25 protein-coding genes and 2 pseudogenes are annotated in these 25,902 nt (G+C 70.3%); 16 read left to right on the top strand and 11 right to left on the bottom strand.

From position 1 onward, the window contains the following. Positions 1-21: 21 nt before the first annotated feature. The 3 genes from J7E89_RS29895 (at position 22) to J7E89_RS29885 (ending at position 3,588) form a co-directional block, all read left to right on the top strand. Positions 22-648, top strand: coding sequence for a hypothetical protein (locus J7E89_RS29895; RefSeq protein WP_214977581.1), 627 nt, complete (start codon positions 22-24; stop codon positions 646-648). Between the two features lie 115 nt (positions 649-763). After that, positions 764-2,221 carry a PepSY domain-containing protein gene (locus tag J7E89_RS29890; protein ID WP_214977580.1) on the top strand — a complete coding sequence of 486 codons (1,458 nt, stop codon included), beginning with the start codon at positions 764-766 and terminating at the stop codon, positions 2,219-2,221. Between the two features lie 278 nt (positions 2,222-2,499). Next, positions 2,500-3,588: a mechanosensitive ion channel family protein gene (locus J7E89_RS29885; protein ID WP_214977579.1), complete on the top strand. Its 1,089-nt coding sequence runs from the start codon at positions 2,500-2,502 to the stop codon at positions 3,586-3,588. 58 nt (positions 3,589-3,646) lie between these two features. On the opposite strand, the gene J7E89_RS29880 is transcribed toward J7E89_RS29885, so the two are convergent. The 3 genes from J7E89_RS29880 to J7E89_RS29870 all read right to left on the bottom strand — a co-directional run bounded on the left by J7E89_RS29880 (position 3,647) and on the right by J7E89_RS29870 (position 6,735). Continuing rightward, positions 3,647-4,222: a winged helix-turn-helix domain-containing protein gene (locus J7E89_RS29880; RefSeq protein WP_214977578.1), complete on the bottom strand. Its 576-nt coding sequence runs from the start codon at positions 4,220-4,222 to the stop codon at positions 3,647-3,649. A 333-nt stretch (positions 4,223-4,555) separates the two neighbouring features. After that, positions 4,556-5,587 (bottom strand): glutamine synthetase, encoded by a 1,032-nt coding sequence (glnII, locus tag J7E89_RS29875; RefSeq protein ID WP_214977577.1) that lies wholly within the window; start codon positions 5,585-5,587, stop codon positions 4,556-4,558. Positions 5,588-5,727: 140 nt separating this feature from the next. Next, positions 5,728-6,735 carry a PHB depolymerase family esterase gene (locus tag J7E89_RS29870; protein WP_214977576.1) on the bottom strand — a complete coding sequence of 336 codons (1,008 nt, stop codon included), beginning with the start codon at positions 6,733-6,735 and terminating at the stop codon, positions 5,728-5,730. Between the two features lie 86 nt (positions 6,736-6,821). On the opposite strand from J7E89_RS29870, the gene J7E89_RS29865 reads away from it, so the two are divergent. From J7E89_RS29865 to J7E89_RS29855, 3 genes are read left to right on the top strand one after another with little or no spacing between them, the layout of a single operon-like run. Next, entirely contained in the window at positions 6,822-7,793 is a 972-nt protein-coding gene (locus J7E89_RS29865) for a LysR family transcriptional regulator (RefSeq protein ID WP_214977575.1), read from the top strand. Continuing rightward, entirely contained in the window at positions 7,790-8,686 is an 897-nt protein-coding gene (locus tag J7E89_RS29860; protein ID WP_214977574.1) for a serine hydrolase, read from the top strand. Before J7E89_RS29865 ends, J7E89_RS29860 begins: the two co-directional genes overlap by 4 nt. 22 nt (positions 8,687-8,708) lie before the next feature. Further along, the gene (locus J7E89_RS29855) at positions 8,709-9,620 is read left to right on the top strand and encodes a Gfo/Idh/MocA family protein (protein WP_214977573.1); all 912 of its coding nucleotides are present in this window, start codon (positions 8,709-8,711) and stop codon (positions 9,618-9,620) included. 183 nt (positions 9,621-9,803) lie between these two features. On the opposite strand, the gene J7E89_RS29850 is transcribed toward J7E89_RS29855, so the two are convergent. Next, entirely contained in the window at positions 9,804-10,490 is a 687-nt protein-coding gene (locus J7E89_RS29850; RefSeq protein ID WP_214977572.1) for a septal ring lytic transglycosylase RlpA family protein, read from the bottom strand. 116 nt (positions 10,491-10,606) lie between these two features. Next, positions 10,607-12,037 carry a PLP-dependent aminotransferase family protein gene (locus tag J7E89_RS29845; protein WP_214977571.1) on the bottom strand — a complete coding sequence of 477 codons (1,431 nt, stop codon included), beginning with the start codon at positions 12,035-12,037 and terminating at the stop codon, positions 10,607-10,609. Positions 12,038-12,084: 47 nt separating this feature from the next. On the opposite strand from J7E89_RS29845, the gene J7E89_RS29840 reads away from it, so the two are divergent. Further along, complete coding sequence (locus J7E89_RS29840; protein ID WP_214977570.1) at positions 12,085-12,579, top strand: carboxymuconolactone decarboxylase family protein; 495 nt, start codon at positions 12,085-12,087, stop codon at positions 12,577-12,579. A gap of 4 nt (positions 12,580-12,583) precedes the next feature. Here J7E89_RS29840 and J7E89_RS29835 read toward each other — a convergent pair whose 3' ends face one another. Beyond that, positions 12,584-13,417 (bottom strand): hypothetical protein, encoded by an 834-nt coding sequence (locus J7E89_RS29835; RefSeq protein WP_214977569.1) that lies wholly within the window; start codon positions 13,415-13,417, stop codon positions 12,584-12,586. Between the two features lie 77 nt (positions 13,418-13,494). Further along, positions 13,495-13,854, bottom strand: a complete 360-nt coding sequence (locus J7E89_RS29830) for an arsenate reductase family protein (RefSeq protein ID WP_214977568.1) — start codon at positions 13,852-13,854, stop codon at positions 13,495-13,497. A 113-nt stretch (positions 13,855-13,967) separates the two neighbouring features. Between J7E89_RS29830 and J7E89_RS29825 the strand changes: the two genes are divergently transcribed. The 7 genes and pseudogenes from J7E89_RS29825 to J7E89_RS29795 all read left to right on the top strand — a co-directional run bounded on the left by J7E89_RS29825 (position 13,968) and on the right by J7E89_RS29795 (position 21,427). Then, positions 13,968-14,240: a hypothetical protein gene (locus J7E89_RS29825; RefSeq protein ID WP_214977567.1), complete on the top strand. Its 273-nt coding sequence runs from the start codon at positions 13,968-13,970 to the stop codon at positions 14,238-14,240. A gap of 211 nt (positions 14,241-14,451) precedes the next feature. Next, positions 14,452-15,321: an arpA protein gene (locus J7E89_RS29820; protein WP_214977566.1), complete on the top strand. Its 870-nt coding sequence runs from the start codon at positions 14,452-14,454 to the stop codon at positions 15,319-15,321. Between the two features lie 72 nt (positions 15,322-15,393). Further along, positions 15,394-16,227, top strand: a complete 834-nt coding sequence (locus J7E89_RS29815) for a class I SAM-dependent methyltransferase (RefSeq protein WP_214977565.1) — start codon at positions 15,394-15,396, stop codon at positions 16,225-16,227. After that, positions 16,224-18,056, top strand: coding sequence for a choline/carnitine O-acyltransferase (locus tag J7E89_RS29810; protein WP_251061240.1), 1,833 nt, complete (start codon positions 16,224-16,226; stop codon positions 18,054-18,056). The genes J7E89_RS29815 and J7E89_RS29810 overlap by 4 nt, the downstream gene beginning before the upstream one ends. Before the next feature lie 63 nt (positions 18,057-18,119). Continuing rightward, positions 18,120-18,437, top strand: coding sequence for a hypothetical protein (locus tag J7E89_RS29805; RefSeq protein ID WP_214977564.1), 318 nt, complete (start codon positions 18,120-18,122; stop codon positions 18,435-18,437). Continuing rightward, positions 18,434-20,446 (top strand): serine/threonine-protein kinase, encoded by a 2,013-nt coding sequence (locus J7E89_RS29800; protein ID WP_214977563.1) that lies wholly within the window; start codon positions 18,434-18,436, stop codon positions 20,444-20,446. The genes J7E89_RS29805 and J7E89_RS29800 overlap by 4 nt, the downstream gene beginning before the upstream one ends. An 80-nt stretch (positions 20,447-20,526) precedes the next feature. Then, positions 20,527-21,427: pseudogene (locus J7E89_RS29795) on the top strand (aminoglycoside phosphotransferase family protein). A 227-nt stretch (positions 21,428-21,654) separates the two neighbouring features. Here J7E89_RS29795 and J7E89_RS29790 read toward each other — a convergent pair. Together J7E89_RS29790 and J7E89_RS29785 are read right to left on the bottom strand one after the other, a co-directional pair. Then, positions 21,655-21,921, bottom strand: a complete 267-nt coding sequence (locus J7E89_RS29790) for a hypothetical protein (RefSeq protein WP_214977602.1) — start codon at positions 21,919-21,921, stop codon at positions 21,655-21,657. Further along, positions 21,918-22,106 (bottom strand): hypothetical protein, encoded by a 189-nt coding sequence (locus J7E89_RS29785; protein WP_214977562.1) that lies wholly within the window; start codon positions 22,104-22,106, stop codon positions 21,918-21,920. The genes J7E89_RS29790 and J7E89_RS29785 overlap by 4 nt, the downstream gene beginning before the upstream one ends. A gap of 272 nt (positions 22,107-22,378) precedes the next feature. Between J7E89_RS29785 and J7E89_RS41235 the strand changes: the two are divergent. Beyond that, positions 22,379-22,776 (top strand): annotated as a pseudogene (locus J7E89_RS41235) (transposase); the annotation flags it as partial. Between the two features lie 10 nt (positions 22,777-22,786). Here the strand turns inward: J7E89_RS41235 and J7E89_RS41230 are convergent. Then, a complete protein-coding gene (locus tag J7E89_RS41230) occupies positions 22,787-23,083 on the bottom strand; it encodes a hypothetical protein (protein WP_251061239.1) in 297 nt (98 codons plus the stop codon). 634 nt (positions 23,084-23,717) lie between these two features. After that, positions 23,718-25,127 (bottom strand): type I glutamate--ammonia ligase, encoded by a 1,410-nt coding sequence (gene glnA, locus J7E89_RS29775; protein ID WP_214977560.1) that lies wholly within the window; start codon positions 25,125-25,127, stop codon positions 23,718-23,720. Positions 25,128-25,358: 231 nt separating this feature from the next. On the opposite strand from glnA, the gene J7E89_RS29770 reads away from it, so the two are divergent. Beyond that, on the top strand, positions 25,359-25,826 hold the full coding sequence (locus J7E89_RS29770) for an RDD family protein (RefSeq protein ID WP_214977559.1): 468 nt from the start codon (positions 25,359-25,361) through the stop codon (positions 25,824-25,826). Positions 25,827-25,902: the final 76 nt, after the last annotated feature.

The following is a 25,902-nucleotide window of genomic DNA, read 5'->3' as shown; positions in this document are numbered from 1 at the left end:
GGATGGCAGCATGAGCGGACCATGACGGACGCCCGGTCGCCCCTGCGCGCACTGCGAGCCGCACTCTTCGCGGCGGTGTGCGTCATTACGGCCGCTGTGGGGCATTCGTTCATGTCCGGGCATGAAGTCCCGGTTTCGGGGCTGCTCGCGGCCTTCGCGGTGACGGGCGGTCTCGCCTGGGCCGCCGGTCACCGGCGGCGCGGGGTCTTCGCCGTCGGTGGCGGCCTCCTCGCCGTACAGGGCGTACTGCACCTCATCTTCGGTACGGTGCAGGGGCCGGGCTCCGCACACCACCAGATGCCCGTGGCGCATGATCCGGCCGGCGTCGTGTCGGGCGAGGGTTCGTCGTCGCTCGCGATGACGGCCGCTCACCTCACCGCGGCGCTCGTCTGCGGTCTGTGGCTGGCACGCGGCGAGGCCGCCTTCTTCCGGCTCGCGCGCGCCGTCGGCGCGCTGGCTTTCACCCCGCTGCGGCTGCTGCTCGCCGTCGTACGGGCCACCGGACTGCCGGAGCCGGTACGCCCCCGGGGGCCCCGCACCACGCGCCGCCACGGCCACGGCGTCGTCCTCGCGCACGCGCTGTCGCGGCGCGGGCCGCCGCGGGTGCCGGCAACCCGCGCCACGGCCCCCGCACCCCTCACTGTCTGACCGCTGCCTGACTGCTGTCCGACCGCTGTCGACCGCGTGACCAGGGGGCCGCTCCCCATGCCCCGCGCATGGCCCACCCCACGTCACACACCAGTCGACAACTCCGAGGACAGTCATGGCCATTGACGACCCCGTACAGCCCGCCCAGGAAGCGGAGGCCGCCGGTCCGGCCCCCGCCGCCGGCGAACGCGGAACCACCTGGAGCGCACTGCGCCCCCTCGTCCTGCGCGTCCACTTCTACGCGGGCCTGCTGATAGCCCCGCTCCTGCTGATCGCCGCCGCCAGCGGGCTGCTCTACGCACTCTCCTTCCAGGCGGAGAAATTCCTCTACAGCAATGAACTGCGAGTCCCGGTGGGCGAACGTTCCCTCCCTCTCGCCGACCAGCTCGCCGCCGCCCGCGACGCCCACCCCAAGGGCACAGTGACCGCCGTCTGGCCCTCCGCCGAGGACGGCGCGACGACCAGGGTGCTGATGACGACACCCGAGGTCGAGGAGGGCAAGTCGCTCGCCGTCTTCGTCGATCCGTACACCGCCGAGGTACGGGGCGAACTGACCAGCTTCGGCAGCTCAGGCGCCCTGCCGCTGCGCACCTGGCTCGACGAACTCCACCGCGACCTGCACCTCGGCGACCTCGGCCGCCACTACAGCGAACTCGCCGCCAGCTGGCTGTGGGTGGTCGCACTCGGCGGCCTGCTGCTGTGGCTCGGACGCCGGCGCACCGCCAAGCGTGACCTGGTCGTCCCCGAACGCGGGGCGAAGGGCCGCCGCAAGACGCTCTCCTGGCACGGCACCGTCGGCATGTGGGCCGTGCTCGGACTCGTGCTGCTCTCGGCGACCGGCCTCACCTGGTCCCGGTACGCCGGCGAGAACATCGGCGCGGTACAGGACCAGCTCGGCGGCGCTACCCCGGTGGTCTCCGCCGCACTCACCGAGGGCGCCGACGGTGGCGGCGACGCACACGAGGGTCACGGCGGGGGCGGCGGCGCAGGCTCCCACGAGGGCATGGCCGGCATGGACGTCGGCATCGACAACGCGCTCGCGGCCGCCCGCCAGGCGGGGATCGACGGCAAGATGTCGGTGATCCTGCCGAGCGAGGGCAGCGGTTACGTCGTCAAGGAGACCGACACCCAGTTCCCCGTCCACCTGGACTCCGTCGCCGTCGACCCCGCCGACGGCACGGTCATCGACGAACTGCGCTTCGCCGACTACCCGCTGCTCGCCAAGCTCACCCGCTTCGGCATCGACGCCCACACCGGTGTCTTCCTCGGCCTCGCCAACCAACTGGCCCTGGCAGCCCTCGCGTTCGCCCTCATCATGCTGATCGTCTGGGGCTACCGCATGTGGTGGCTGCGCAGGCCGACGAAGGAACGCAGGCTGAGCGCCGGCCGCCCGATGCCGCGCGGCGCCTGGCGCAAGGTGCCGGTCACGGCCCTGCTGCCGCTGGTGGCGCTCACCGCGCTGGCGGGCTGGTTCGTACCGCTGCTGGGCATCAGCCTGCTGGTGTTCCTTGCGGTGGATGTGGTGCTGGGGCTCGTGGCCAGGGCCCGCGCGCGTACGGGAACGGCGGCCTGACCCGGGGGAGGCCCGTTCGTACCGGTCCAGGGACGGTACGAACGGGTCTTCCCATCGCCGCACATGCCGCAGCGCTCATGACGACAGCGCGCATTCCTCGCGCGCCAGGGCGGACTGACCAGCTGTCAGGACGTCGCGACCGGCGAAGAGCCCAGGTGGGGGCACCTGCGACCGGACCGGCCGCATGCGGCAGGATGACGACCGCGTCAGACCCCATCCGTACATCCGTACGTCCAGACGCGACCGCGCATCCCTCGGACCACGGGAGTGAATCACTGATGTACCGGGCCCTCACACTGCACGACGTGATCGTCGCCGGAATCGCGCTGGCCGTCGGCATCGCGGCAGGCCTGCTCCTGAGAGCGGTTCTGCGGTGGCTGCGAGAACGGGCCAGCCGGACGCGCTGGAGCGGAGACGACGTCATCGTCGACGCCCTTCGTACCCTGGTCCCGTGGGCGGCGATGGCAGCCGGCGCGGCGGCCGGCGCGGCGGCGTTGCCACTGACCCCGACGACCGGGCACAACGTCAACATGGCGCTGACCGCCGTGCTCATCCTGGCCGGCACCCTCACGGCGGCCCGGGTGATCGCGAATCTGGTGCAGTCCGTGGCGCAGTCCAGGTCCGGAGTGGCCGGTTCGGCCACCATATTCGTCAACATCACGCGCGTCGTGGTCCTGGCGATGGGATTCCTCGTCGTACTGCAGACCCTGGGCGTATCCATCGCGCCGCTGCTCACGGCGCTGGGAGTGGGCGGTCTGGCGGTCGCTCTCGCGCTGCAGGACACCCTGGCCAATCTCTTCGCGGGCGTGCACATCCTCGCCGCGAAGACGGTGCAGCCGGGGGACTACATCCGCCTCAGCAGCGGCGAAGAGGGCTATGTCGTCGACATCAACTGGCGCAACACGGTGGTCCGTAACCTGTCGAACAACCTGGTGATCATCCCCAACGCGCAGCTCGCCGGCACCAACATGACCAACTTCAGCCAGCCGGAACAGCAGTTGTCGATCATGGTTCAGGTGGGAGTCGGCTACGACAGCGACCTGGAGCACGTCGAGCGCGTCACGACCGAGGTCGTGGAGAGCGTGATGACCGACATCACCGGCGCTGTCCCCGACCACGAACCAGCCGTCCGTTTCCACACGTTCGGAGATTCCAGGATCAGTTTCACGGTGATCCTGGGGGTAGGCGAGTTCAGCGACCAGTACCGGATCAAGCACGAGTTCATCAAGCGCCTGCACCAGCGCTACCGGGCCGAGGGCATCGCGGTGCCCGCCCCCAAGCGGACCGTGACCGTGCAGCAGGGCGAGGCGCCGATGCCGATGGTGATCCCGCACCAGCGCGAGGCGACGACCGAGCCGGCGCTGTAGCGCCGCTCCCACGTTGCCGGGCGGGGCCGACTCGCCGGTGACCGCCCGGCACCGGCCGTCAGCGCCCGGGAACGGTGTACTTGTACCCGACCCGCCGCACCGTCTGGATCGTGCCGCGGTGCTCGGCGCCGAGCTTGCGGCGGAGCCGGGCGATGTGGACATCGACGGTCCTGCCGTCGCCCACATGCCCGTAGCCCCAGACGGTCGTCACCAACTGGTCCCGCGTGTGGACCCGGTTGGGGTGCGCCACCAAGTGCGCGAGCAGCTCGAATTCGAGGTACGTGAGTTCCAGCGTCCGCCCGTCCACGGTGGCGGCGCGCTGGGCGCCGTCGATGCGCACAGGACCGTCGGCCAAGGACTCGTCCTCCCCGGCCGCCGCCGGCACGACGGCGGGCTGCTGATCGGCCGGTACGAGCACCAGGTAGCCGATCATCGGTGGCTGGCCCGGGAGAGTCGGCAGCGTGTGCTGCGGCGCGGGCAGCCAAGTGGCGCCCGGCGGGAGGAAGTCGCCCACGTCGAGGGCCCTGCCGTTACGCACGACCTCGTCCCGGTCGACGGCTCGCAGCCGGTGGCGGCCGAGGGGGGCGGGGGACTGCGAGGGTGCGGCAGCGGAGAAAGTACGGGTGTTCGCCATGAGAGGTCAGCTCTTTCGCGCGAGGGATTCGTCGAGGAGGTACGGGACGTACCGCTTCGTGCGCGCTGGACCGAAGACCGGTGTGAACGGCTTTAGAGGGCCCGCGCGTTCGTCGCGCGACAACACACCCGGTCGAAGTCGTGATGCTGACGGGAAGGCCAGAACGGCTCGAGGTCGCTGCGACCTGTCGCGGTGTGTTCCTGGAGAAGGCTGGCCATGAAGCCTATTGAAGCAGACGTCCCCCCGCCACGGCACGCGAAGGGGGCGCCCGCCGGATCGGCGGGCGCCCCCAGTCACCTGTGGCGCGGGTGTTGGCGCGGGTGTTGGTGCGGATCAGACCTGGCCGGCCTTCTCCATCGCGGTGCAGCAGGTGTCGACGATCAGGCGCGTCACGACGTACGGGTCGACGTTCGCGTTCGGGCGCCGGTCCTCGATGTAGCCCTTCTTGTCCTGCCCGACCTGCCACGGGATACGGACCGAGGCGCCGCGGTCGGAGACGCCGTAGCTGTACTCGTTCCACGGGGCGGTCTCGTGCAGGCCGGTGAGGCGGTCGTCGATGCCCGCGCCGTAGTTCTTGACGTGGTCCATCGGCTTCGAGCCCTCACCGAGCGACTCGCACGCGGTGATGATCGCGTCGTAACCCTCACGCATCGCGCGCGTCGAGAAGTTGGTGTGCGCGCCCGCGCCGTTCCAGTCGCCCTTGACCGGCTTCGGGTCGAGGGTCGCGGAGACGTTGAAGTCCTCGGCGGTGCGGTAGAGCAGCCAGCGGGCGACCCACAGCTGGTCGGCGACCTCCAGCGGCGCCAGCGGGCCGACCTGGAACTCCCACTGGCCGGGCATGACCTCGGCGTTGATGCCGGAGATGCCGAGACCGGCGGCGAGGCAGTGGTCGAGGTGCTTCTCGACGATCTCGCGGCCGAAGATCTCGTCGGCGCCGACGCCGCAGTAGTAACCGCCCTGCGCGGCCGGGAAGCCGTTGACCGGGAAGCCGAGCGGCCGCGAGCCGTCGAAGAAGGTGTACTCCTGCTCGATGCCGAAGATCGGCTCCTGGTCCGCGAACTGCTCGGCGACCGGACGCAGCAGCGCACGCGTGTTGGACTCGTGCGGCGTGAGGTCGATGTTCAGGACCTCGCACATGACGAGTACGTTGTCGCCGCCGCGGATCGGGTCCGGGCAGGAGAACACGGGCTTCAGCACACGGTCGGACGCGTGGCCCACGGCCTGGTTCGTGCTGGATCCGTCGAAACCCCAGATGGGCAGCTCGTCGAGGCCCGCGGCCGAACCCGGCAGTATCTTCGTCTTCGAGCGAAGCTTGGCGGTCGGCTCGGTGCCGTCGATCCAGATGTACTCGGCCTTGAAGGTCACGGACGCCATCCTTTGTGGTGCTGCGGCTGCTGCTGCGGTACTGCGGCTTGTGAGGGCAGCTTCGCAAGCGCTGATTTCCCGTCCGTTGCCCGATTGTGAACCCCGTGTTACTCAGGTTTCCTACGTATCACGAGTGGATATCAGGAGCGCTTGCCGGTCACAAAGGCCAAGATCGCCGCGGTGGCGTCCAGCGCCTTGCTGGTGGGGCCGAAGGCCGGGTTTCCACTGACGGCCGAGCCGGGCCAGGTGTGGCCGCCGCCGTGTACAACGATCAGCTCGACATCACCGCGGGGCGACGGGGAGTCCCAGATGGTGCGCGTGTAGCCGGTCTTCTTCTCGGTGAGGGGGGCGGAGGGTCCCTTCTTGCCCGCTGCCGCTGCCGCTGACGCTGCCGCGAAGGCCTCGGCGCTCGCCCTCGCGGACAGGGTCGGCGTGGACGGCTCGGCACCCGGAGCGGGCGGGCCCGGCTTGGGCATCCCGGTGATCGGGCGTACGGGGTCCTTGTCGCCGTAGATGAGCAGTGCGGGCACCGCGTCGGTGGGCCGGACCTCGGCGGGCTTGGTGGGCAGCTGGCCCGCTACGGTGCCGGCCGCGGCGACGAGGCCGGGCCGCTGGGCGGCCATGCGCAGGGCCATGGAGCCACCGTTGGAGAAGCCGACGACGTACACGCGCCGGGGGTCGGCCTGCCCGCTGCCGACCAGCTTCTTGATCAGGGCCGCGGTGAACCGTACGTCCGTGTCGGGGTCGGGGCGCTTGGCCGTGGGGGCACCGCCGTCGCCCCAGCCCTTGTTGAGGCCCTCGGGGTAGGCGACCAGGAGGCCGCGGCGGTCGGCGGCCTTGTCGAGGCCGCTGAGCCGGCGTACTTCCTCGGCGGTCTGGCGCCGGCCGTGGAACGCGATCACCAGCGGCTTGCGCCCGTCGCCGCTCTTGGCGGGCCGGTGCAGCAGGTAGTCGCGGGAGGTGCCGTCGACCTCCAACCGCGCCCGGGTGCCGGTGGCGGCGGGCGGGGCGGCGGCGGAGGACGGCGGGCTGGAGGTGGTGGGGGGAGAGGCGCTGTCTGCCGGTGTGGTGGAACAGCCGGTGAGGGCGGTCGTGGCCGCCAGTAACAGGGCGAGGGCGGTGCCCCGGATACGTGAGGTCGTCGTCATGCGCCGATCAGAGCAGATACTGGGCCATCCAGTCCAAGATCCGTATCGGCAACAGATCGATATCCATTTCGGTATCGTCGCTGTTCATGGACCTCCTTCGGCACGTGCGCTGCTTTGTGGCTGTTGCGGAAGAGTCACACTTCGGGCGGGCGGCCGCCCGGCTGAACATGGCCCAGCCGCCCCTGTCCCAGCGCATCCAGCGCCTGGAACGGGAGCTGGGGGTGCGGCTGTTCGACCGCAGCAGCCGCCAGGTGACGATCACCAAGGCCGGCGCTCTCCTGCTCGACGACGCCCGCGCACTGCTGGCCCGCGCCGACGCCCTCGCCGCCACCGCCGTACGGGTGAGGGACGGCGAGAGCGGGGTGCTGCGCGCCGCCCTGCCGGCCGACATCTCCAGCGAGACGGTCGCAGCGATCCTCCGCGCCTTCCAGGAGCGGCAGTCCGGCGTCGAACTGGAGCTGCGCGAACTGTCCACCACCGAGCAGCTCGCCGAACTCGCCGCCCACACCCTCGATGTCGGCCTCGTCCACCACCCGTGCGACATCGCGGGCCTGGAACTGGGTCAGGTCCTGCGCCGCCCGCTCGGCGTACTCCTGCCGCGCGACGCACCCGCGGCCGCCCTCGGCGTCGTGCCGCTGGCCGCGCTCGTCGGGTACGACCTGATCCTCTTCCCGCGTGCTCACGCCCCCGCCCTCCACGACGACATGCTCACCACCTGCGCCCGTAACGGCTTCACACCCCAGGCCGTCCGCCACGGCCACGGCGAACGCTTCACCCGTGGCCTCGTCCTCTCGGGCAGCGCTGTTGCCTTCACCCCCGAGGACGACCAGGCGGCCCGGGGGACCGGCGGAACCGACGCGGACACCGTCTGGCGCCCGCTGGCCGGCGCCCCGTTGGCGTGGCGGCACTCCCTGGCCTGGCCGAGCGGGCGCGGGGACGTCACCGTACGGGCCTTCAACGACATCGCCATGGACGCCCTGTGGAACACTGCCGGGGTGAGTGCCGACCTGCCGCAGCGCTCGCTCCACCTGCGCCCGGCAGCGGAGTACTGGCTGTGAACACCACCCGAGCACCCGACGCCCGCATCCGCGCGGCCTTCGACGAAGCCGGCGTCACGGGGTACTTGCACGCCGTCGACATCGACTCGGACGTGCAGGATTCCGCGACGCAGATTTCCGTCGGTGCGGACTCCTTGGTCGCCACCTCCAGCGTGCACAAGCTGTGCCTGCTCGTCACCCTCTACCGGCAGGCGGCGGACGGTCTGCTCGATCTCACCGAACAGATCGAGTCCCCCGGTGACGCCCGCACAGGCGGCCCCACCGGCCTGGCCGCGATGCTCGACCCGGTGCGCATGTCCATGCGCGACCTCGCCTATCTGATGATGTCGGTCAGTGACAACGCCGCCGCAGACCTCCTCTTCCAGCGCGTGGGCCTCGCCGCCGTCAACGACGCGATGACCGCACTGGGCCTCACCCGCACCCTCGCCACCCAGACGGTGGGCGAACTCTTCGCCACCATCGCCGAAGACACCGGGCAGGCCGGCGTCCGGGCCCTGGCCGATCCACAGGTCGTCGCCCGGCTGCGCGCCCTCGACCCCTCCCGCACGAACCGCGGCACCCCGCGCGACATGACCCGCCTGCTCACCGCCATCTGGCGCGACCGGGCCTGTCCGCCGGAGCACTGCGCCGCCCTGCGCCGGATCCTCGGGCTCCAGGTGTGGCCGCACCGGCTGGCCTCCGGCTTCCCGTTCGACGACGTACACGTCTCCGGCAAGACCGGCAGCCTGCCGACCGTGCGCAATGAGATCGGCGTCGTCGAGTACCCGGACGGCGGCCGTTACGCCGTCGCCGTCTTCACCCGCGCGGCGAGCACCGCCGCGACGCTCCCGGCGGCCGACGCCGTCATCGGCACCGCAGCCCGGATCGCCGTCGAGGCCCTGCGCGCTCCCTGACACCCCGGGCACACTGACAGACATGACCGACTCGTTGACCACACCGCTCAGGCCACGCATCGGACTGCTCGGCACCGGCCCCTGGGCGGCCGGCACCCAGGCACCGGCGCTCGCAGCGCACCCCGAAGCCGACTTCGCGGGAGTGTGGGGGCGCAGGCCTGAGGCGGCCGCCGCGCTCGCCGCCGCCCATGGCAGCACGGCGTACGACGACGTCGACGACCTTTTTGCCACGTGCGACGCGATCGCGATCGCCCTGCCGCCCGACGTCCAGGCCCCTTTGGCGGTACGGGCCGCGGCCGCCGGATGTCACTTGCTGCTGGACAAGCCGCTCGCGACAACGGTGGCGGGGGCGCACGAGGTCGTCGAGGCGACGCGGAAGGCGGGCGTGTCGTCGGTGGTCTTCTGCACGCTGCGCTTCGCGACGGGCACGACGGAGTGGATAGCCGAACAGGCGGCGGTGGACGGCTGGTTCACGGCACACGCGCGATGGCTGGGCACACTGTTCTCACCCGGCGCGGACAGCGTGTACGCCCGATCCCCCTGGCGCGGCGAGAAGGGCGCGCTGTGGGACGTGGGACCACACGCCCTGTCGGTGCTCCTGCCGGTGCTCGGCGACGTTACGTCGGTGAACGCGGCGCCGGGCCCCGGGGACACCGTCCACCTCGTACTGAGGCACACCTCCCAGGCGTCGAGCACGGTCACGCTGAGCCTGAGCGCCCCGGCGGGCGCGGCGGGCGCGACGGTGGAGCTGCGGGGCACGGCGGGCGTGGCGGAACTGCCGGCCTGGGGCGACGGGGTCGAGTCCTTCTGCGCGGCCATCGACGCCCTGCTGCACGCCGTACGCACCGGAGAGCCGCGTCCCTGCGACGCGGCCTTCGGCCTGCGCCTGACGGAGGTCCTGGCCGACGCGGAGACGCAACTAGCACGGCACTGAGCGGGTCTGGTGCTCCGCGCTGCCCTCAACGCCGGCCCCGCGGCGGGCTCGGGCCATTCCGCGCAGCGGCAACCTTCAGCCCGTCCGGCGTTTGAGGACCGGGGTCCGGGGCGGAGCCCCAGTTACGGGAAGGGGCGGGGTGGGGAAGAAAGAGGCCCGCCCCACCCCGCGCCCGAACCCGCCCTACCCCACGCGCTCGATCCGCGCGTTCCGGATCAGGAACTTCCCAGGCTCCCGCACCTGCTCGAACGCCGCGTTGTTGAGCAGCGCACAGCTCCCGGAAGCCGAAGTGACCTCAACCGTCGTCGACTTGGAGTTGTCGAGGTTGGTGACCTTCAGCTGCGTACCGACCGGGAACTCCCCGCTGGAAGCGGCAGGCGCCCCGCCTTCCCCGGACAGCGTGACAGTGGACCCGGCACACACCACTTCGCCGACCGCACCCTCACCCGCGCCACCCTCAGCCGGCGGCGCGGCCTCATCCTCCGGAGGGGCAGTCGCCTCGCCGGGCGGGGCAGCCTCGTCCGCCGGCGGCGCAGTCTCCTCCTCCGGAGGGGCAGCCTCGTCCGCCGGCGGAGCCGCCACGTCCTCCGGCGGAGCCCCCGCGTCACACCCGGACGCCGCCTGCTGGCGCTTGATCTGCTCGATGACGGCCTCCCGGTTGGCGATCCGCGCATCCGACTGCGCATCGGGATTGGCCCGCTGCCCGGCGATGAACTGCTCGTTGTTGCTCAGCGCGGTGGCCAGCCCGTCACAGGCCACCGAGGCCTGGCTCGTACCGGTCATCACCACGGCGGTGCCCGCGACCAGCGCGGCGGCGCCCGCCAGCAGAGCGAACTGTTTCTTACGGCTGAGGGTCTTCTTGCGCGACACGTGCGACTCCTGTCCGCGGCCGTGTGCCGTGTGCACCACGGCCGCATGGGTTTCCGTGCCGTTACGTACGAGTAGCAACCCCATCCGTCTCAATAACCTCAGCAACAACTTCCGCATCAGGCAGGCGGCAGCGCGCGGCACAGCGCGTCGAGCGCACCGGCGTACTCACGCTCAGCCGGCGTCGAATACCCCACCACCAGCCCGTCACGCCCACCACCGCGACCCGTTCCCCCACTGTCCGGATGCCGGTAGTCGGACAGCCCCTCCACCGCCAGCCCCTGCCACGCCGCCGCCCTCACCACCGCCCGCTCGGTGCCGGGCGGCAGCTCCAGTACGGCGTGCAGACCGGCCGCGATCCCAGTCACGCACACGTGCGGCGCACGCTCCGCCAGCACCTCCACCAACTGGTCGCGCCTGCGCCGATGGCGCTGCCGCATCCGCCGCACATGACGGTCGTACGCCCCCGATTCGACGAAGTCCGCCAGCGTCAGCTGCTCCGTCGCGCTCGACCACTGCTCACGCTCGCCCTTCGCCGCCACGACGCCGTCCAGGAGCCGCTCCGGCAGCACCATCCAGCCGATCCGCAGCGTGGGTGACAGGCTCTTGCTGACCGACCCGATCAGCACCACATGGTCCGGGTCGAGCCCCTGCACCGCGCCCACCGGCTGCCGGTCATAGCGGAATTCGCCGTCGTAGTCGTCCTCCAGGACCAGCCCGCCCGTCGCCCGCGCCCAGTCCACGACGGCCGCCCGCCGCTCGGGATGCAGCGGCCCGCCGGTCGGGAACTGGTGCGCGGGAGTGAGCAGCACGGTCCCGGGCCCACTTCCGGGACCGGCCAAGTCACCCACCCGCGCGCCATCTTCGTCGACCCCGACCGGCACGGTACGTACCCCTTCCTCCACCAGCAGCGCGCGATGGAACGGCAGCCCGTACGCCTCCACCGCCCACGTCCCGCCCACCACCCGCGCCAGCAGCCGCAGCGCGTGCGCGGCCCCCGAACACAGCACGATCCGCCCGGCGTCCGCCCGTACCCCCCGCACCCGCGCCAGATACTCCGCGAGCGCCTGCCGCAGCTCGGCCCTGCCCCGGGGGTCACCGGGTCCGAAGGCGTCGTTGGGCGCGGCGGTCAGCGCCCGGCGGGCCGACGCGAGCCAGGCGCTGCGCGGGAAGGCGGAGGGGTCCGGTCTGCCCTGGACCAGGTCGTACGTCGGCCGGGCAGCCCGCGTGGGCGTGCGGGCCCGCTGTGGGGGCGCGGTCGGCGCCGCCCGCTGCGCGACGCGGGTCCCGGAACCCTGCCTGGCCGTCAGCCAGCCCTCGGCGACGAGTTCGGCGTACGCGTCGGCGACCGTATTGCGGGCGAGCCCGAGGTCGGCGGCGAGGGAACGGTACGGCGGCAACCGCGTCCCCGGCGCCAGCCGCCCGCCCCGAATCGCCTCACGCAGCGCCCGCATGAGCGCGGCGCGCCGACTGCCGGAACCAGCCTTTTCCAGCTCCAGATGGAGATCGCTGCCGAGCCCCTCCGCGGAATTGACCCACGATTCTGCCACTCAAATGCACCCCTTCGACGGTCGCCTGCGTCCATAGAGTCGTACACATGACGACGACAGAGATGAAGCAGACGACGCCGGCCCCCGCCTCCACTCGCCTCAACTTCGCCAAGGCCGCCCCCAAGGCGTTCAGGGCCGTGATCGGCCTCGACGCCGCCGCCCGCGAGGGACTCGACCCGACGCTCGTAGAGCTGGTGCAGATCCGCTCCTCGCACCTCAACCACTGCGCGTACTGCCTGCACATGCACACCTCCGACGCCCGCAAGGCGGGCGAGAGCGAGGAGCGGCTGCACATGGTCGCGGTGTGGAAGGAAGCCGCGCACTTCTTCACGGAGAAGGAGCAGGCGGCGCTGGCCCTCACGGACGCGGTGACGCTGATCGCGGACGGCGGACTGCCGGACGACGTGTACGCACGCGCGTCGGCCCACTTCGACGACAAGGAACTGGCCCAGCTCCTGGCCCTGATCTTCACGATCAACACCTGGAACCGCATCGCGCTGGCCACCGCGAAGACTGCAGGCGAGGACGAACGAGTGTCGTGACCACTCAGGGAGTTCCCGGCCCCTTCCCCTGCTCGTGCGCCACGACGTTCTTGTTGACGTACGTCAGGAGCCGAGTGGCCTGCTCGGTCAGCTCCGCCTCGCGCGTCTGGGAGCCGTCCGCCCACTGCCCGTTGGCGAAGACGACCGACCGGACCGTCATCAGCCGCCTGAACACCCCCGCGGATCCGGGCGGTACGGTCGGCAGGCCGGCCCCGGGTGGCGGATCGAGCGAGACGACCTGGTAGGTGACCGGGTCCATCGAGACCATCCCGAAGACCGACGCCGCGTCCTCGGCCCGCTTGAGGCTCAGTACGCCGACGGTCACCTGCGAGCGCCGCTCGGCATCGGTGAACAGGGCGGACGTCAGCTGCAGACACCCACCGCCCTGGGCTATGAGCCCGGCGAGTTCTTGGGACATGCCGCGCTCGCACTCGGTGGTGGTGCCCACGTCGACCCGGTGGTAGACGGTGCCGTCTGCGAGCCGCACGGTCTTCACCGGGAAGGCCTGGGCGGGGCGTACGACGGGACGCGCGAGCAGCGAGGGAAGCGCGGCGGGTGCGTCGGAGGGCAGCGCGGCGCTGACCGAGGGGACCGGGGCGGCCGGGCGCGAGGACGGCGTGCCCTTCGTACGGGCCGTATCGACGAGGGAGCCGGCCCCCTGGGCGACGTACAGCACCGCACCCACCGCCACAGAGGAGAGCACCCCGACCACGGCCACCGCGCTGCCGGCGATGAGCCAGGTGCGGCGCTTGGACCGCGGGGCCGGGGGCGGGGGCGGTGGGGGAGGCGGAAACGGGGGCCGGTAGGAACCGTACGGACCATGATCACCAGAAGTCATGGCCGCGGAGGGTAGCAGCGGTATCCCGCCCAAGTCCCGTCGGGTGACGAACTACCCATATCGCCCCCTGTGCCCCCTCACCGGGACATGGCGTCCCGCACTGCCTCGTCCGTACGCGCCACCACGGCCGTACCGTCCTCCGCCGTGATGATCGGCCGCTGGATCAGCTTCGGGTGCTCGGAGAGGGCCGCGATCCACCGGTCCCGCGAACCGGCGTCCCGCGCCCAGTCCTTGAGGCCCAGCTCCTTCGCCGCCGCCTCCTGCGTACGTGTGATGTCCCACGGTTCGAGCCCGAGCCGCTCCAGCACGGCACGGATCTCGTCCGGTGTCGGTACGTCCTCGAGGTAGCGGCGCACGGTGTAATCGGCGCCCTCCTCGTCCAGCAGATGCAAGGCGCTGCGGCACTTCGAACATGCGGGATTGATCCAGATCTCCATGGCCACAACCGTACCTCCAGGCACCCGTCAAACGGCGTCTGGCCAGGGCCGATTGTCAGTGGTGGGCAGTAAAATCGAGGTAGTCAGAGAGGGTTCCCGACCGCCCCAGGAGGATGCCCATGGCCGCAGCCGCACTGTTCTCGATCGCTCCGCAACCCCTGTCGAAGACCCCACTGCCGGCCGGACGGCCGCGCGCGTGGTACGAGACCCACAACCGCCGCCTCAAGGCGATGCGCCTGGCCATCGCGCTGCTCGACACGGGTGTGTACCACCCGTCGCAGGCACCCAACCGCAAGATACGCACCACCGCGGAGCTCATCGGCATTCACCCGCCGTCGGACACGACGTGCCGGATGGTGCGCACGCTGATCCGCTACGGCCGCTGAACTGAGCCGGGGGGCGCGTCTTCGGCACGGCCGAAGGCGCGCCTCTGGCCGGAAAAGGGCACTCCCCGATCCGCGGTGGGGTCCTCCGCCATGGGAAGTGTGACGCGTCACAGACGCCTTCAACTTCATTACCGATCAGTAAAGTTGCTCGGAAATCGCGATCTGCCCACATGCGGTCTGGAGCACGGGGTATCCACGCAAGGAGATTGGGATGAGCACTTTGGAAGCCGCAGCGCTCGACCAGGTGGTCGACACAGCCCGCTATCCCCTGTCGGAACTCGAAAGCCCCGAGGGGCGGGACATCGTCTCCCGTGCCCGGCACGACCTGTCGGCTCTCGGCTGCACCGTGCTGCCGGACTTCATCCGCCCGTCGCTCCGCGACGTTCTGCGGCAGGAGTGCTCGGCCATCGCCCCCCGGGCCCACTCCGACGTCGAAACGGTCAACGTCTACAACATCGCGGTGGGCTCCGCTCTGCCGGAGAACCACCCCGGCCGGAGAACCTTCCAGCGGGGCAACGCGTTCGTCGCCCGCGACCGCATCCCCGTGGGCTCCCTCATCAGCCGTCTGTACTCACACAAGGTGTTCCAGCGGTTCGTCGCGCGCTGCTTCGGGCTGCCGGCGCTGCACGAGCTGGCGGACCCGCTCTCCGGGCTGGTCCTCAACGTCGTCGCGCCGGGGAAGGAGCACCCCTGGCACTTCGACACCAACGAGTTCACCGTGAGCATGCTCACCCAGAAGCCGCAGTCCGGTGGCGACTTCGAGTACTGCCCGAACATCAGGTCCGCGTACGACGAAAGCTTCGACGACGTCCGCGACGTACTGGACGGCCGGGGCGAGCGCCTCACCCGCCGCCTCCCCCTGCGACCGGGCGACCTCCAGCTGTTCAAGGGCCGCTACTCCTTGCACCGGGTAAGCCCCGTGCGGGGCGAAGTCGCGCGCCACTCCGCGATATTCGCCTACAGCGAGCGCCCCGGCGTCATCGGGAACGTGGCAAGGACCCAGCAGCTCTTCGGCCGGGTACTGCCCGAGCACCTGGCGTCCGAAGGCCGGGCCGTCCGGGGCGACCGACTACTGGACTAGCACTGCGCCACCGAGCCACCGAGTCACCGCGCGACACTTCGCCACTCTGCCGATCCCGGAGGAGCAAGCCCTGTGCGTTTCGACGCGACCGGAAAAGTCTCGCTCGACCACATCTACACGCAGCCCGACCCGCGCACCTACTTCAGCGTCCTGCGGCCGCTCGGCTACTGCGTTCCGCAGCTGGCGAAGCCCTACTTCACGAAGCTCATCAAGGAGTACGGGGAGTCCCAGCAGGTGGCGGAGCCGAAAGTGCTGGACATCGGCTGCTCGTACGGAATCAACGCCGCCCTGCTGAAGTACGACGCGACCATGGACGAGCTGTACGCGCGCTACAGCGACGGGGGAGACCGCCAGGCCCTGCTCGCCCGCGACCGGGAGCTGTCCCGCTCCCGCCGTCCCGTGCGCGGCATCCGCATCGTAGGCCTGGACACCTCTTCAAGCGCCCTGTCCTACGCACTGGAGGCGGGGTTCCTCGACGACGCGGTGAACGCCGACCTGGAGGAGAACGAGCCCACGCCCCAGCAGCGCGCCCAGTTCGCCGGGACGGACCTGGTGATCTCGACGGGCTGCCTCGGGTACGTAACCGAGCGGACGCTCACCCGGGTCGTCCGGGCGCAGGGCGGCCGCCTGCCCTGGATGGCGCACTTCGTGCTGCGGATGTTCCCGTTCGACCCGGTCGAGCACGCGCTGGGCGGCCTCGGCTACCGGACCGTGCGAGTCGAAGAGGTGTTCAAGCAGCGACGGTTCGCCTCCCCCGAGGAGCAGTCGCTCGTACTGGACAGATTGGCGGCCGCCGGGGTGGATGCGCGGGGCCTGGAGGCGGAAGGCTGGCTCTACGCGCAGCTCTACCTGTCCCGCCCCACCACAACCACAGGTCCCCACGACCCGAATCGAGAACAGAATTGAACACGAGCCAGGCAACAGCAGCCGTCGACACGACCTTCTCCCAGGAGGACCGCCTGCCGCGCGTGCCGCTGCCCACGCTGGAGGCGAGCTGCGAGCGGTTCCTCGCCTGGTGCGCACCGCTGCTCACCGCCGACGAACGGGCGGCCACCGAGGCGGAAGTGGCCGCCTTCCTCCGCCCGGAGGGGCCCGGACGGGTCCTGCACAGGGCCCTGGAGGAGTACGACGCCACCGACGGCGTACACAGCTGGCTCGACACCTTCTGGCCGTACCGCTACCTGGGCCGTCGCGACCGGATCGCCCTCAACGCCAACTTCTTCTTCTTGTTCAAGGACTCCGGTGAGGAGCAGGTGGAGCGGGCGGCGGGCCTCATCGCGGGAGCTCTCCACTACAAACAGCAGCTCGACCAGGAACTGATCCCGCCGGTCGTACAGCGCGGCGCGCCCCAGTCGATGGTGCAGAACAAGTACCTGTTCTCCGCGACCCGCATTCCCGGGGCGGAACTGGACACCGTCCGCAGCCCCTACTCCGAAGCGTCCCCGGGCCCGTCCGAGGCGCGCCACATCGTGGTGTTCTTCAGGGGCGGCATGTTCCGGCTGGACGTGCTCGGCCCGGACGGTGTGCCGCACAGCCTGGACGACCTGCGGACAGGCCTGCGCGCCGTCATGAAGGCCGGCGCCGTACCCCCCGCCCCCAATACCTCCGTCGGCCACCTCACCACCATGGCCCGTGCGGAGTGGGCGGCGGCCCGCCAGACACTCCTCTCGTGCCACGCGCGTAACGCCGACGCACTGAACACCATCGAGACCGCCCTGTTCTGCCTCTCCCTGGAATACTTCGCACCGTCGGACACTCAGGCGGTGTGCGACGAACTGCTGTATGGCGACCGGGGCAACCGCTGGTTCGACAAGGCCGTGTCCTTCATCGTCTTCGCAGACGGCCGCGCGGGCATCAACGTCGAACACTGCGAGCTGGACGGCACCACCATCCTCAGCTTCACCGACGCCCTCCTGAGCACCCCCGCCGACGAGCACTCCCGCCGGTCCGGAGCGTGTCCCCAGGGCGCGCCGGCCCCGGAACCCATCACGTTCGACCTGAACGACACCCTCCGCGCCCAGGTACGCTCCGCCGCCAACGCCTTCGCGCAGTACGGGCAGAACACGGCCACCAGCACCGTCTCCTTCGAGGACTTCGGCGCCGACGCCGCCAAGGCACTCGGCGTCTCACCGGACGCGTTCGTCCAGGTCGCCTACCAACTGGCCCACCAGCGCGCGAAGGGCCACCTGGGCGCCACGTACGAATCGATCGCCACCCGGCAATACCGGCACGGCCGCACGGAGGCGATGCGCGTAGTCACCCCCGAGATGCAGGACTTCGTAACGACGATGGACGATCCGACGACGGACGCACACACGCGGCGCACCGCGTTCCGCGCCGCCGCCGCCCAACACGTGACGCGCGCGAAGGAATGCCAGGCGGGCCAGGCACCCGAGCAACACCTGTGGGAACTGGAACTGATCCAGCGCCGCCGCGGCAAGGAACTGGGCGTAACGGAACAGCCGCCCCTCTACCGCACGCCGGGCTGGCTGAAGACGCGCGACGACTACCTGAGCACCAGCTCAGCCCCCTCGGCCAACATCCAGTACTTCGGCTTCGGCTCCACCAGCCCCCGCTGCATCGGCGTCGCCTACGTACTCCTGCCCCACCGCTTCAACCTCTACCTGAGCACCCCGCTCCCGGTGGCCGCCCAAATGCAAACCTTCGCCACCTGCCTCCGCGAAGCGGTAACCGAACTGCGCGAACTGCTCGCGCCCGAGAGGCGGTCGGACTGACCCGCTCCGCGCTGCGCTCGATAACATCCAACGCTCCACCCCATCACAGGAGGCAGGAGCACAGTGAACAGCAGAGCGGCCAAAGCCGAGTTCACCGTAGACGGGACGCGGTACGCCATCACCCGCGACGACGTGGAGGCGGCGGCCTCCCGCTTGGCACCGGCGGACAGTGAGGCGTTCAATCAGCACCGCGCCTGGTATGCCCTCGTAGGAACCGGCCTCTACTACGTCACGGAACTGATAAACGAAGCGGCGCACAGCGAACTGAACGACGTGAAGACCGCCCGGCTCGCACTGGACTCGCTCGGCTTTCCGGTTCTGAGCTGGGCGTGGGGCGACCTGCTCCACACCGGCCACCCCGCCCACACCGCCGCTTCGTGAGCGTCGTGGGCGCGGGCGGGAGAGTCCTGCCCGCCCGGCCGGGCGACCCCGCCCGCATAGGCCCGTACCGGATCGTCGGCCGCCTGGGCTCGGGCGGCATGGGCACCGTCCATGCCGCCCTCGCCCCCGACGGGGTGCGCGTGGCGGTCAAGGTCATTCATCCCGCGCAGGCCGAAGACCCGGAATTCCGGGCCCGGTTCAGGCGCGAGGTCGAACTTTCCCGGCGGGTCACCGGACCGTGCCTGGTCCCGCTGCTGGCGGCCGACCCGGACGCGGCCGCGCCGTGGCTGGCCACCGCGTACGTACCCGGCCCCACCCTTACCGAGCACCTGGCCGCCCACGGGCCGCTGGCCGGCGGCAGCCTGCACGCCTTCGCGACCGGTACCGCTTCCGCGCTCGCCGCCATCCACGCCGCCGATGTGGTCCATCGCGATGTGAAACCGCAGAACGTGATCCTCAGCCCCGCCGGCCCCCGCGTACTGGACTTCGGTATCGCCCACGCCCTCGACGGTACGAGTGTCACCCGTACCGGGGTGATGACCGGTACCCCCGGCTGGATCAGTCCCGAGCACTACCGCAACGGCACCGCCGGACCCGAGGGCGACGTGTTCGCATGGGGAGCGCTGGTCGCCTACGCGGCCACCGGACGGCTGCCGTTCGGCACGGGCGCGCCGGACGTGGTCGCCTTCCGCGTCATGTCGGAACCCGCCCAACTCGACGGCGTACCGGAGGGGCTGCTGGAAATCGTGGAGGGGGCCCTGGCCAAGGCTCCGGACGAACGGCCCCCGGCGGCCGAGGCCGCCGAGGAATGCGCGGGGCTGCTGGCCGCCCAGACGACCCAGGTGGTGAACGCCGGGACGGAGCCGACCATGGTCGGCGAACTCGTGGCCGTCCAATGGGACATGCCGACCCTGGACGACCCGGCCTGGCATGTCCCGCCCGTACGTTCACGCCGGCGCACCGTAGCCATGGTCCTGGCGGCCGCTGCCGTCGTGGGCGCACTGGCCGGCGGCGCGATGGCCCTCGTACCGGAGGACGACACGTCAGGCGCCCGCGCGGGCGCGCCAGGAACCGCCACTCCTGCCATTCCCTCTTCCTCGCCGGGAGCGGAACAGCCGTCGGCGCACACCGCCGACGCCAAGAAGGACGACGGAGGGAAAGGCGACGGCAGGGCGAGCGCGGACGCATGGCGCCAGGCCCGCCCCGCGCAGGGCCGTGGAGAACACGACGTGGCGCGCGCCGTCCTGCACGACATCGGCGTCACTCAGGTCGAAGGGATGGAGATCTCCCCGCAGACGGTGACGTTCCACGAGCCCCGCAAGGAGGTGTACCTCTCCTACCGCCTCACCGGCGACGAGGCGGGGCGGCTGTACGCCGAGACGGAGATCGCCGCGGCGATGTGCCTGACCTTGCAGGATGTGATTCCCCGGCTGCACCCGGACCTTCCGTACCGCAAGTACGTGATGGTGAACGGGACGCCGGGCCGGGACCCGCTGGTGACCTGGGAGGACGATTTCCTCACCAACACCAGGTGCCTGTCGGCGGCCGACGCGGACGCCGCCTCGGACGCCGCACCGGACGAGGAGGCCGCAGGTCAGGACTGGCAGCCGACTGACGCAGGGCTGGCGGAGGCCGGAGTCCCGAGCACGGACCGCACCGAGATCCAGGTCGCGGACCGGACGGCGCGGAAGATCATCGAGGCCACGAACGGGATGCGGCAGACACTCGGCACCGACCGGACGCTGGGCCACGAGGACATCAGCGTCGGCTTCGACCCCGACGGCTCGGCGATGTACGTGTGGTCCAACTACGTCATGTGGAACCAGGAACAGGTCGAGACATGGGGGAACATGGCCGCCGGCGAGACGTGCCGGGCCCTCGTACGACAGCGGCGGGCCGGGGGCAGCACGTGGCCGTACGTCCACTACGCCGTGGCCCAGACCGGTGCGTCCGGCTACCAGATCCTCCACTCGGGCACAGCCACCACCGAGACGGAGTGCCCCACCTGAGCCCCTGACCGGCCTCCGCACGGCTCTCCGGCCGGAAAGCGGTTGACGCCCGCCGGCGTCCGGCGATCGGATGGCGCCCCATGAGTGCAGGGCAGATGCACCCCGGCCAGCACCCCATCGACGACGACCTCGTACGACGGCTGATCGCCGGGCAGTTCCCGCAGTGGGCGGGGTCGGCGGTGGAGCGGGTTGCGTCCGGCGGCACGGTCAACGCCATGTACCGGCTGGGCGAAAGCATGGTCGTACGGCTGCCGCTGGTGAAGGGCGGAGCCACGGACGTATCGCTGGAGCAGGACTGGCTGCCCCGCCTCGCGCCCCGGCTGCCCACGGCCGTCCCCGAAGTGCTCGGGGCCGGGGAGCCGGCGGAGGGGTACCCGTGGCCGTGGTCGGTGTACCGGTGGCTTGGCGGGGGAGAACCCCGAGCCAGGGGCGCTGACCGAGCCCGTGCTGCTGGCCAAGAACCTGGCCGAGTTCGTGGCGGCGATGCGGAGCATCACCCTGCCCGGGGCGCCGCAGGCCCACCGCGGCGGGCCGGTCGCCTCGCTCGATGCGGAGACCCGGGCGGCGATCGAGGAACTGCGCGGGATCCCGCAGGAGGGCGTCGACTGCGATGCCGCTGCTGCCGTATGGGAGGACGCGCTGCGGGCCCCGGGCTGGGACGGGCCGCCGGTGTGGCTGCATGCCGATCTCATGCCGGGCAATCTGCTGGTGGAGGGTGGCAGGCTGCTCGCGGTGATCGACTTCGGGTGCATGGGGGTGGGCGATCCGGCGTGCGATCTGTTCCCGGCGTGGAACCTGCTGCCGGCCGATGCGAGAGACGCCTTCCGCGAGGTACTCGGCGTGGACAACGCGACCTGGACCCGCGGCCGGGGCCGGACGCTCTCGCCGGCCCTGATCGCGCTGCCGTACTACCGGAGGACGAACCCGGCGATGGCACACAACGCCCGGCACGTGATCCGGACGGTGCTGGCAGAGGCCTGAGGCCCGGCACGAAAAATGGCCGTCGGCCGCGCCTTCCGGTGAGGGAAGGGCACGGCCGACGGCCCACAGACGGTCAGCCGGAGCGGAAAACCGCTCTGACCTGCGGCTGGCCTAGAGGTCGTAGTACAGCTCGGGAATGCACTGACGGGAGCACATGCTGGGCGAGGGCGGCCGGGCTGCCGGCTACCACCCGCAAGCGGCTCCTAGCAACGGCGCTGTTGACCGGATCAGCCCTCGTCTCGGTCTGCTTCCGGCTCACCGGATGTATGGCGCCGCATACGGCTGGGGTCGGCCGCGAGTATGCCCGGGTTGGTGGCACTCGCTGGGTGGTCCCGAGAGCCGGAATCGGCACCACCGCTGAGTTCCTGCCGTACTTGCCGCCACGCGCGGATGATCTGTGGCAGCCTCGACAGCACCTCGCTGATCTGCGTCAGCAGTAGCGTGACGCAGCCGAACGCGGCGAGGATGAGCAGGGTCAAGTCGTCCCACTTCATAGCGCCGCCTCCGCCTTATGCCGAGCCGGGGCGCGCCGCGCGGACAGGCGCAGGACCGCGCGGCCGAGTCTGACGTAGATGTAGTCGCCGTCAACACGCGCGACGGCACCGGGAAGACCGACCGGCCCGCTGGTCAGCGAGGCGGCCACATCGTCGGCATAAGGGAAGCCGTTCCACCGGAGCATCCATTGGTGACCCGACCCGCTGAGCTGCTTCTCGTCCTTCGTCTCCGTTGTGGTGCCAGCCGGGGCGTTCGAGCGGGTCGGAGAACCAGTTGCCGATCGCCCATCTGCCTTGGGGTTCCTTGGCTGCGATGCGACAGACGAGCCCGGCCAGCAGCCGTTCTGCCTCTTTGCTGACCTCGGGTACCTGGTCCAATTGCGAGCGCTCGGTCTTCGTCAAAGGTCTGCTGACGGTGTGGAAATCCCATTGGGGCGAAGGACACGGTGTGCCATTCATCACACCCGGTCAGGCCGGTGACGCACCTGCATTCCCGCAGGTCATGGCGCGCTTGCGTGTTCCCCGGGCACTCGGCAGGCCCAGGACGACACCGGATCTTGTCCTGGCGGACAAGGCTTACTCCTCCCGCGCGATCCGCACCTATTTGCGTCGTCGCGGGATCCGTGCGGTGATCCCCCAGCCCGCTAACCAGATCGCCAACCGAAAGAAGCGCGGCCGGGCAGGCGGCAGGCCGCCAGCCTTCGACCGCGACGCCTACAAGCGGCGAACATGGTCGAACGGTCCATCAACAAGCTCAAGCAGTGGCGCGGTCTTGCGACCCGCTACGACAAGACCGCCACCGTCTACCTCGCCGCCCTGCACATCGCGGGCATCTTCATCTGGTCCGCGAGGTGATCCGGAAGACCTAGGTGACAGGAGCCGACTTCGGCCTCAGGCCGGCAGGGCGGTCGGCGAATGCTTTCTCCGCGTCGACCTCGTAGCACACGTTTACGCTCGAGTCACCGAGAGTTGTATCGGCGAAGCCCTGGACGTCTGCTACGGATTTCGTCTCCCAGAGGCACGTCACGACGGATCCGTCGACGTGCGGGTAGAACTGCAGCACGCGGGTGCCGTCGGGCGCTCCGGTGCCGTCGATAAGGGCCTGGCCACGGGGAAACGCCGTCTCCGGGTTCAAGATCTTGTGCTGGACCACGACGTACATGGGGTCCTCCTCGTTCGGTGTCGTGTCGTTCGACGATTCGACGCAGGCGTTCGGAGGTGGCGCCGCGTCGCACTAGTCACCAATTCCATTGTGGGCTGGATGGTCACGCCTGGCTAAATCTGCGTGCGGGGCAGACCGCCAGCCTGCCAGCAGGGGGCCGCAAGGCCGCTCGCGCGTAACCCGTGCCTCTCCACGACCTCGTCGCCGACCGCGCCGAGGAGGTCGACCGCTCATGACCGAGGGCGGCGCTACTGATGCTGTGGCCGAACGAACGTCTGCTACACCGCGCCGACCATCAGGTCGAGGAGTTCCTCTCCGTATCCACGTAGCGGTAGAGCCGCATCGGCCCCGCGTCGGGCGCCAACGACACCCCCAAACCAACGATCAGGTGATCGGAAAGAAGCGCCCTGGCGTCCGTCTCTCCAATCAGCGTCCTGTCCAGCCGAGAGGGTCAGCAAGGCTGCTGTGTGGCCGGCTAGCGATGGCCGATCGGATCAGTCGGTCGCTAGACGTTCGTACGGCATGAGTCCACGAAAAATGGCCGTCGGCCGCGCCTTCCGGTGAGGGAAGGGCACGGCCGACGGCCCACAGACGGCTCAGCCGGAGCGCAAAAACCGCTCCCGCCGGGGCCTTCCTAGATGTCGAAGTACAGCTCGAACTCGTGGGGGTGCGGGCGGAGCTGGATCGGGGCGATCTCGTTCACGCGCTTGTAGTCGATCCACGTCTCGATCAGGTCGGGGGTGAAGACGCCGCCGGCCAGCAGGTAGTCGTGGTCCGCCTCCAGCGCATCGAGGACGGCCGGGAGCGAGGTCGGGACCTGCTGGACGTTCGCGTGCTCCTCCGGAGCCAGCTCGTACAGGTCCTTGTCGATCGGCTCGGCCGGCTCGATCTTGTTCTTTACGCCGTCCAGGCCCGCCATCAGGAGCGCCGAGAACGCGAGGTACGGGTTCGAGGACGGGTCCGGGGCGCGGAACTCGACGCGCTTGGCCTTCGGGTTCGAGCCCGTGATCGGGATACGCATGGCCGCCGAGCGGTTGCGCTGCGAGTAGACCATGTTGACCGGGGCCTCGAAGCCGGGCACCAGGCGGTGGTACGAGTTCACCGTCGGGTTCGTGAAGGCCAGGAGCGACGGGGCGTGCTTCAGGATGCCGCCGATGTAGTACCGGGCGATGTCCGAGAGGCCCGCGTAACCCTGCTCGTCGTAGAACAGCGGGTTGCCGCCGGACCACAGGGACTGGTGGACGTGCATGCCCGAGCCGTTGTCACCGAAGATCGGCTTCGGCATGAAGGTCGCGGTCTTGCCGTTGCGCCAGGCGACGTTCTTCACGACGTACTTGAAGAGCATCAGGTCGTCGGCCGCGGCGAGCAGCGTGTTGAACTTGTAGTTGATCTCGGCCTGTCCGGCCGTGCCGACCTCGTGGTGCTGACGCTCGACCTGGAGGCCGTTCTTGTCCAGCTCCAGGGAGATCTCGGCACGCAGGTCGGCGAAGTGGTCGACCGGCGGGGTGGGGAAGTAGCCACCCTTGTAGCGGACCTTGTAGCCACGGTTGTTCTCGACCGCACCGGTGTTCCAGGCGCCGGCCTCGGAGTCGATGTGGTAGAAGGACTCGTTCGCGGAGGTCTGGAAGCGCACGTTGTCGAACACGTAGAACTCGGCCTCGGGGCCGAAGTACGCCGTGTCGGCGATGCCGGTGGACGTGAGGTAAGCCTCGGCCTTCTTCGCCACGTTCCGCGGGTCACGGCTGTACTGCTCGCCCGTGATCGGGTCGTGGATGAAGAAGTTGATGTTGACCGTCTTGTCCTTGCGGAAGGGGTCAACACGGGCGGTCGACAGGTCCGCGCGGAGCGCCATGTCGGACTCGTGGATGGCCTGGAAGCCGCGGATCGACGATCCGTCGAAGGCCAGCTCCTCGTTCGGGTCGAACGCCGCGGCCGGGATCGTGAAGTGCTGCATCACTCCGGGCAGGTCGCAGAACCGGACGTCGACGAACTTGACGTCTTCGTCGGCGAGGAACTTCTTCGCGTCGTCGGCGTTCTGGAACATCCAACTCCTCCTACTCCCACCCGGTGGGGATGGGGTTGCAGCTCTCCGTGCGGCCAGTGCGGTGGCACACGCTGGACCCGACCATAGGCAGACCGGATTTCTCAAGCATGACCCATTTGTTTCGCGCAAGTTAACCGGACCGGCTCCGGACCGGCTCCGGACCGGCTCCCGGCCGGCCGACGAAGGGGCCCGACCTCCAGGGTACGAAAGCGGTCGCAGTACCTTGTACGGGTGGACAACAGGCAAGCAATCGGATCGTGGCTCTCCGGGCCGGGCGAAGCCGCCAAGCAGATGGGTGCCGACACCGGGTACCGGGGCGAGCGGCTCGGACTACCGGAGCAGGGGCCGGGTGCCATCGCCCCGCTCGGCCGGCGCTTCGGCGCCCTCTTCGTCGACTGGGCCCTGTGCATGCTGATCGCATACGGGCTGCTCACCGGGGGTAACTGGCAGGCCTCGGGCAACTGGGCGCTGGGCGTTCTGCTCGTACTGAGCGTGCTCACCGTCGGCACGGTCGGCTCGACGCCCGGCAAGCGCCTCCTCGGCCTGCGCGTCGTCGCGGAGAACGGCGACCGCCTCGGCCTCTTCCGCGTCCTCGTTCGCAGCGTGCTGCTGTGCCTCGCCATCCCGGCCCTGGTCTGGGACCGTGACGGCCGCGGCCTGCACGACCGCCTCGCACGCGCCGTCCAGGTCAGGATCTGACCGTACGAACGACAGAAACGACAGAAGGGCGGCCCGGAACCTCACGGTTCCGGGCCGCCCTTCGAAGTGTGTCGTA

The sequence above is a fragment of the Streptomyces sp. ISL-100 genome, from assembly GCF_018614615.1.
Lineage (GTDB): Bacteria > Actinomycetota > Actinomycetes > Streptomycetales > Streptomycetaceae > Streptomyces.
The sequence above is the reverse complement of the archived record's forward strand: the minus strand, read 5'-3'. Positions and strand labels throughout refer to the sequence as shown.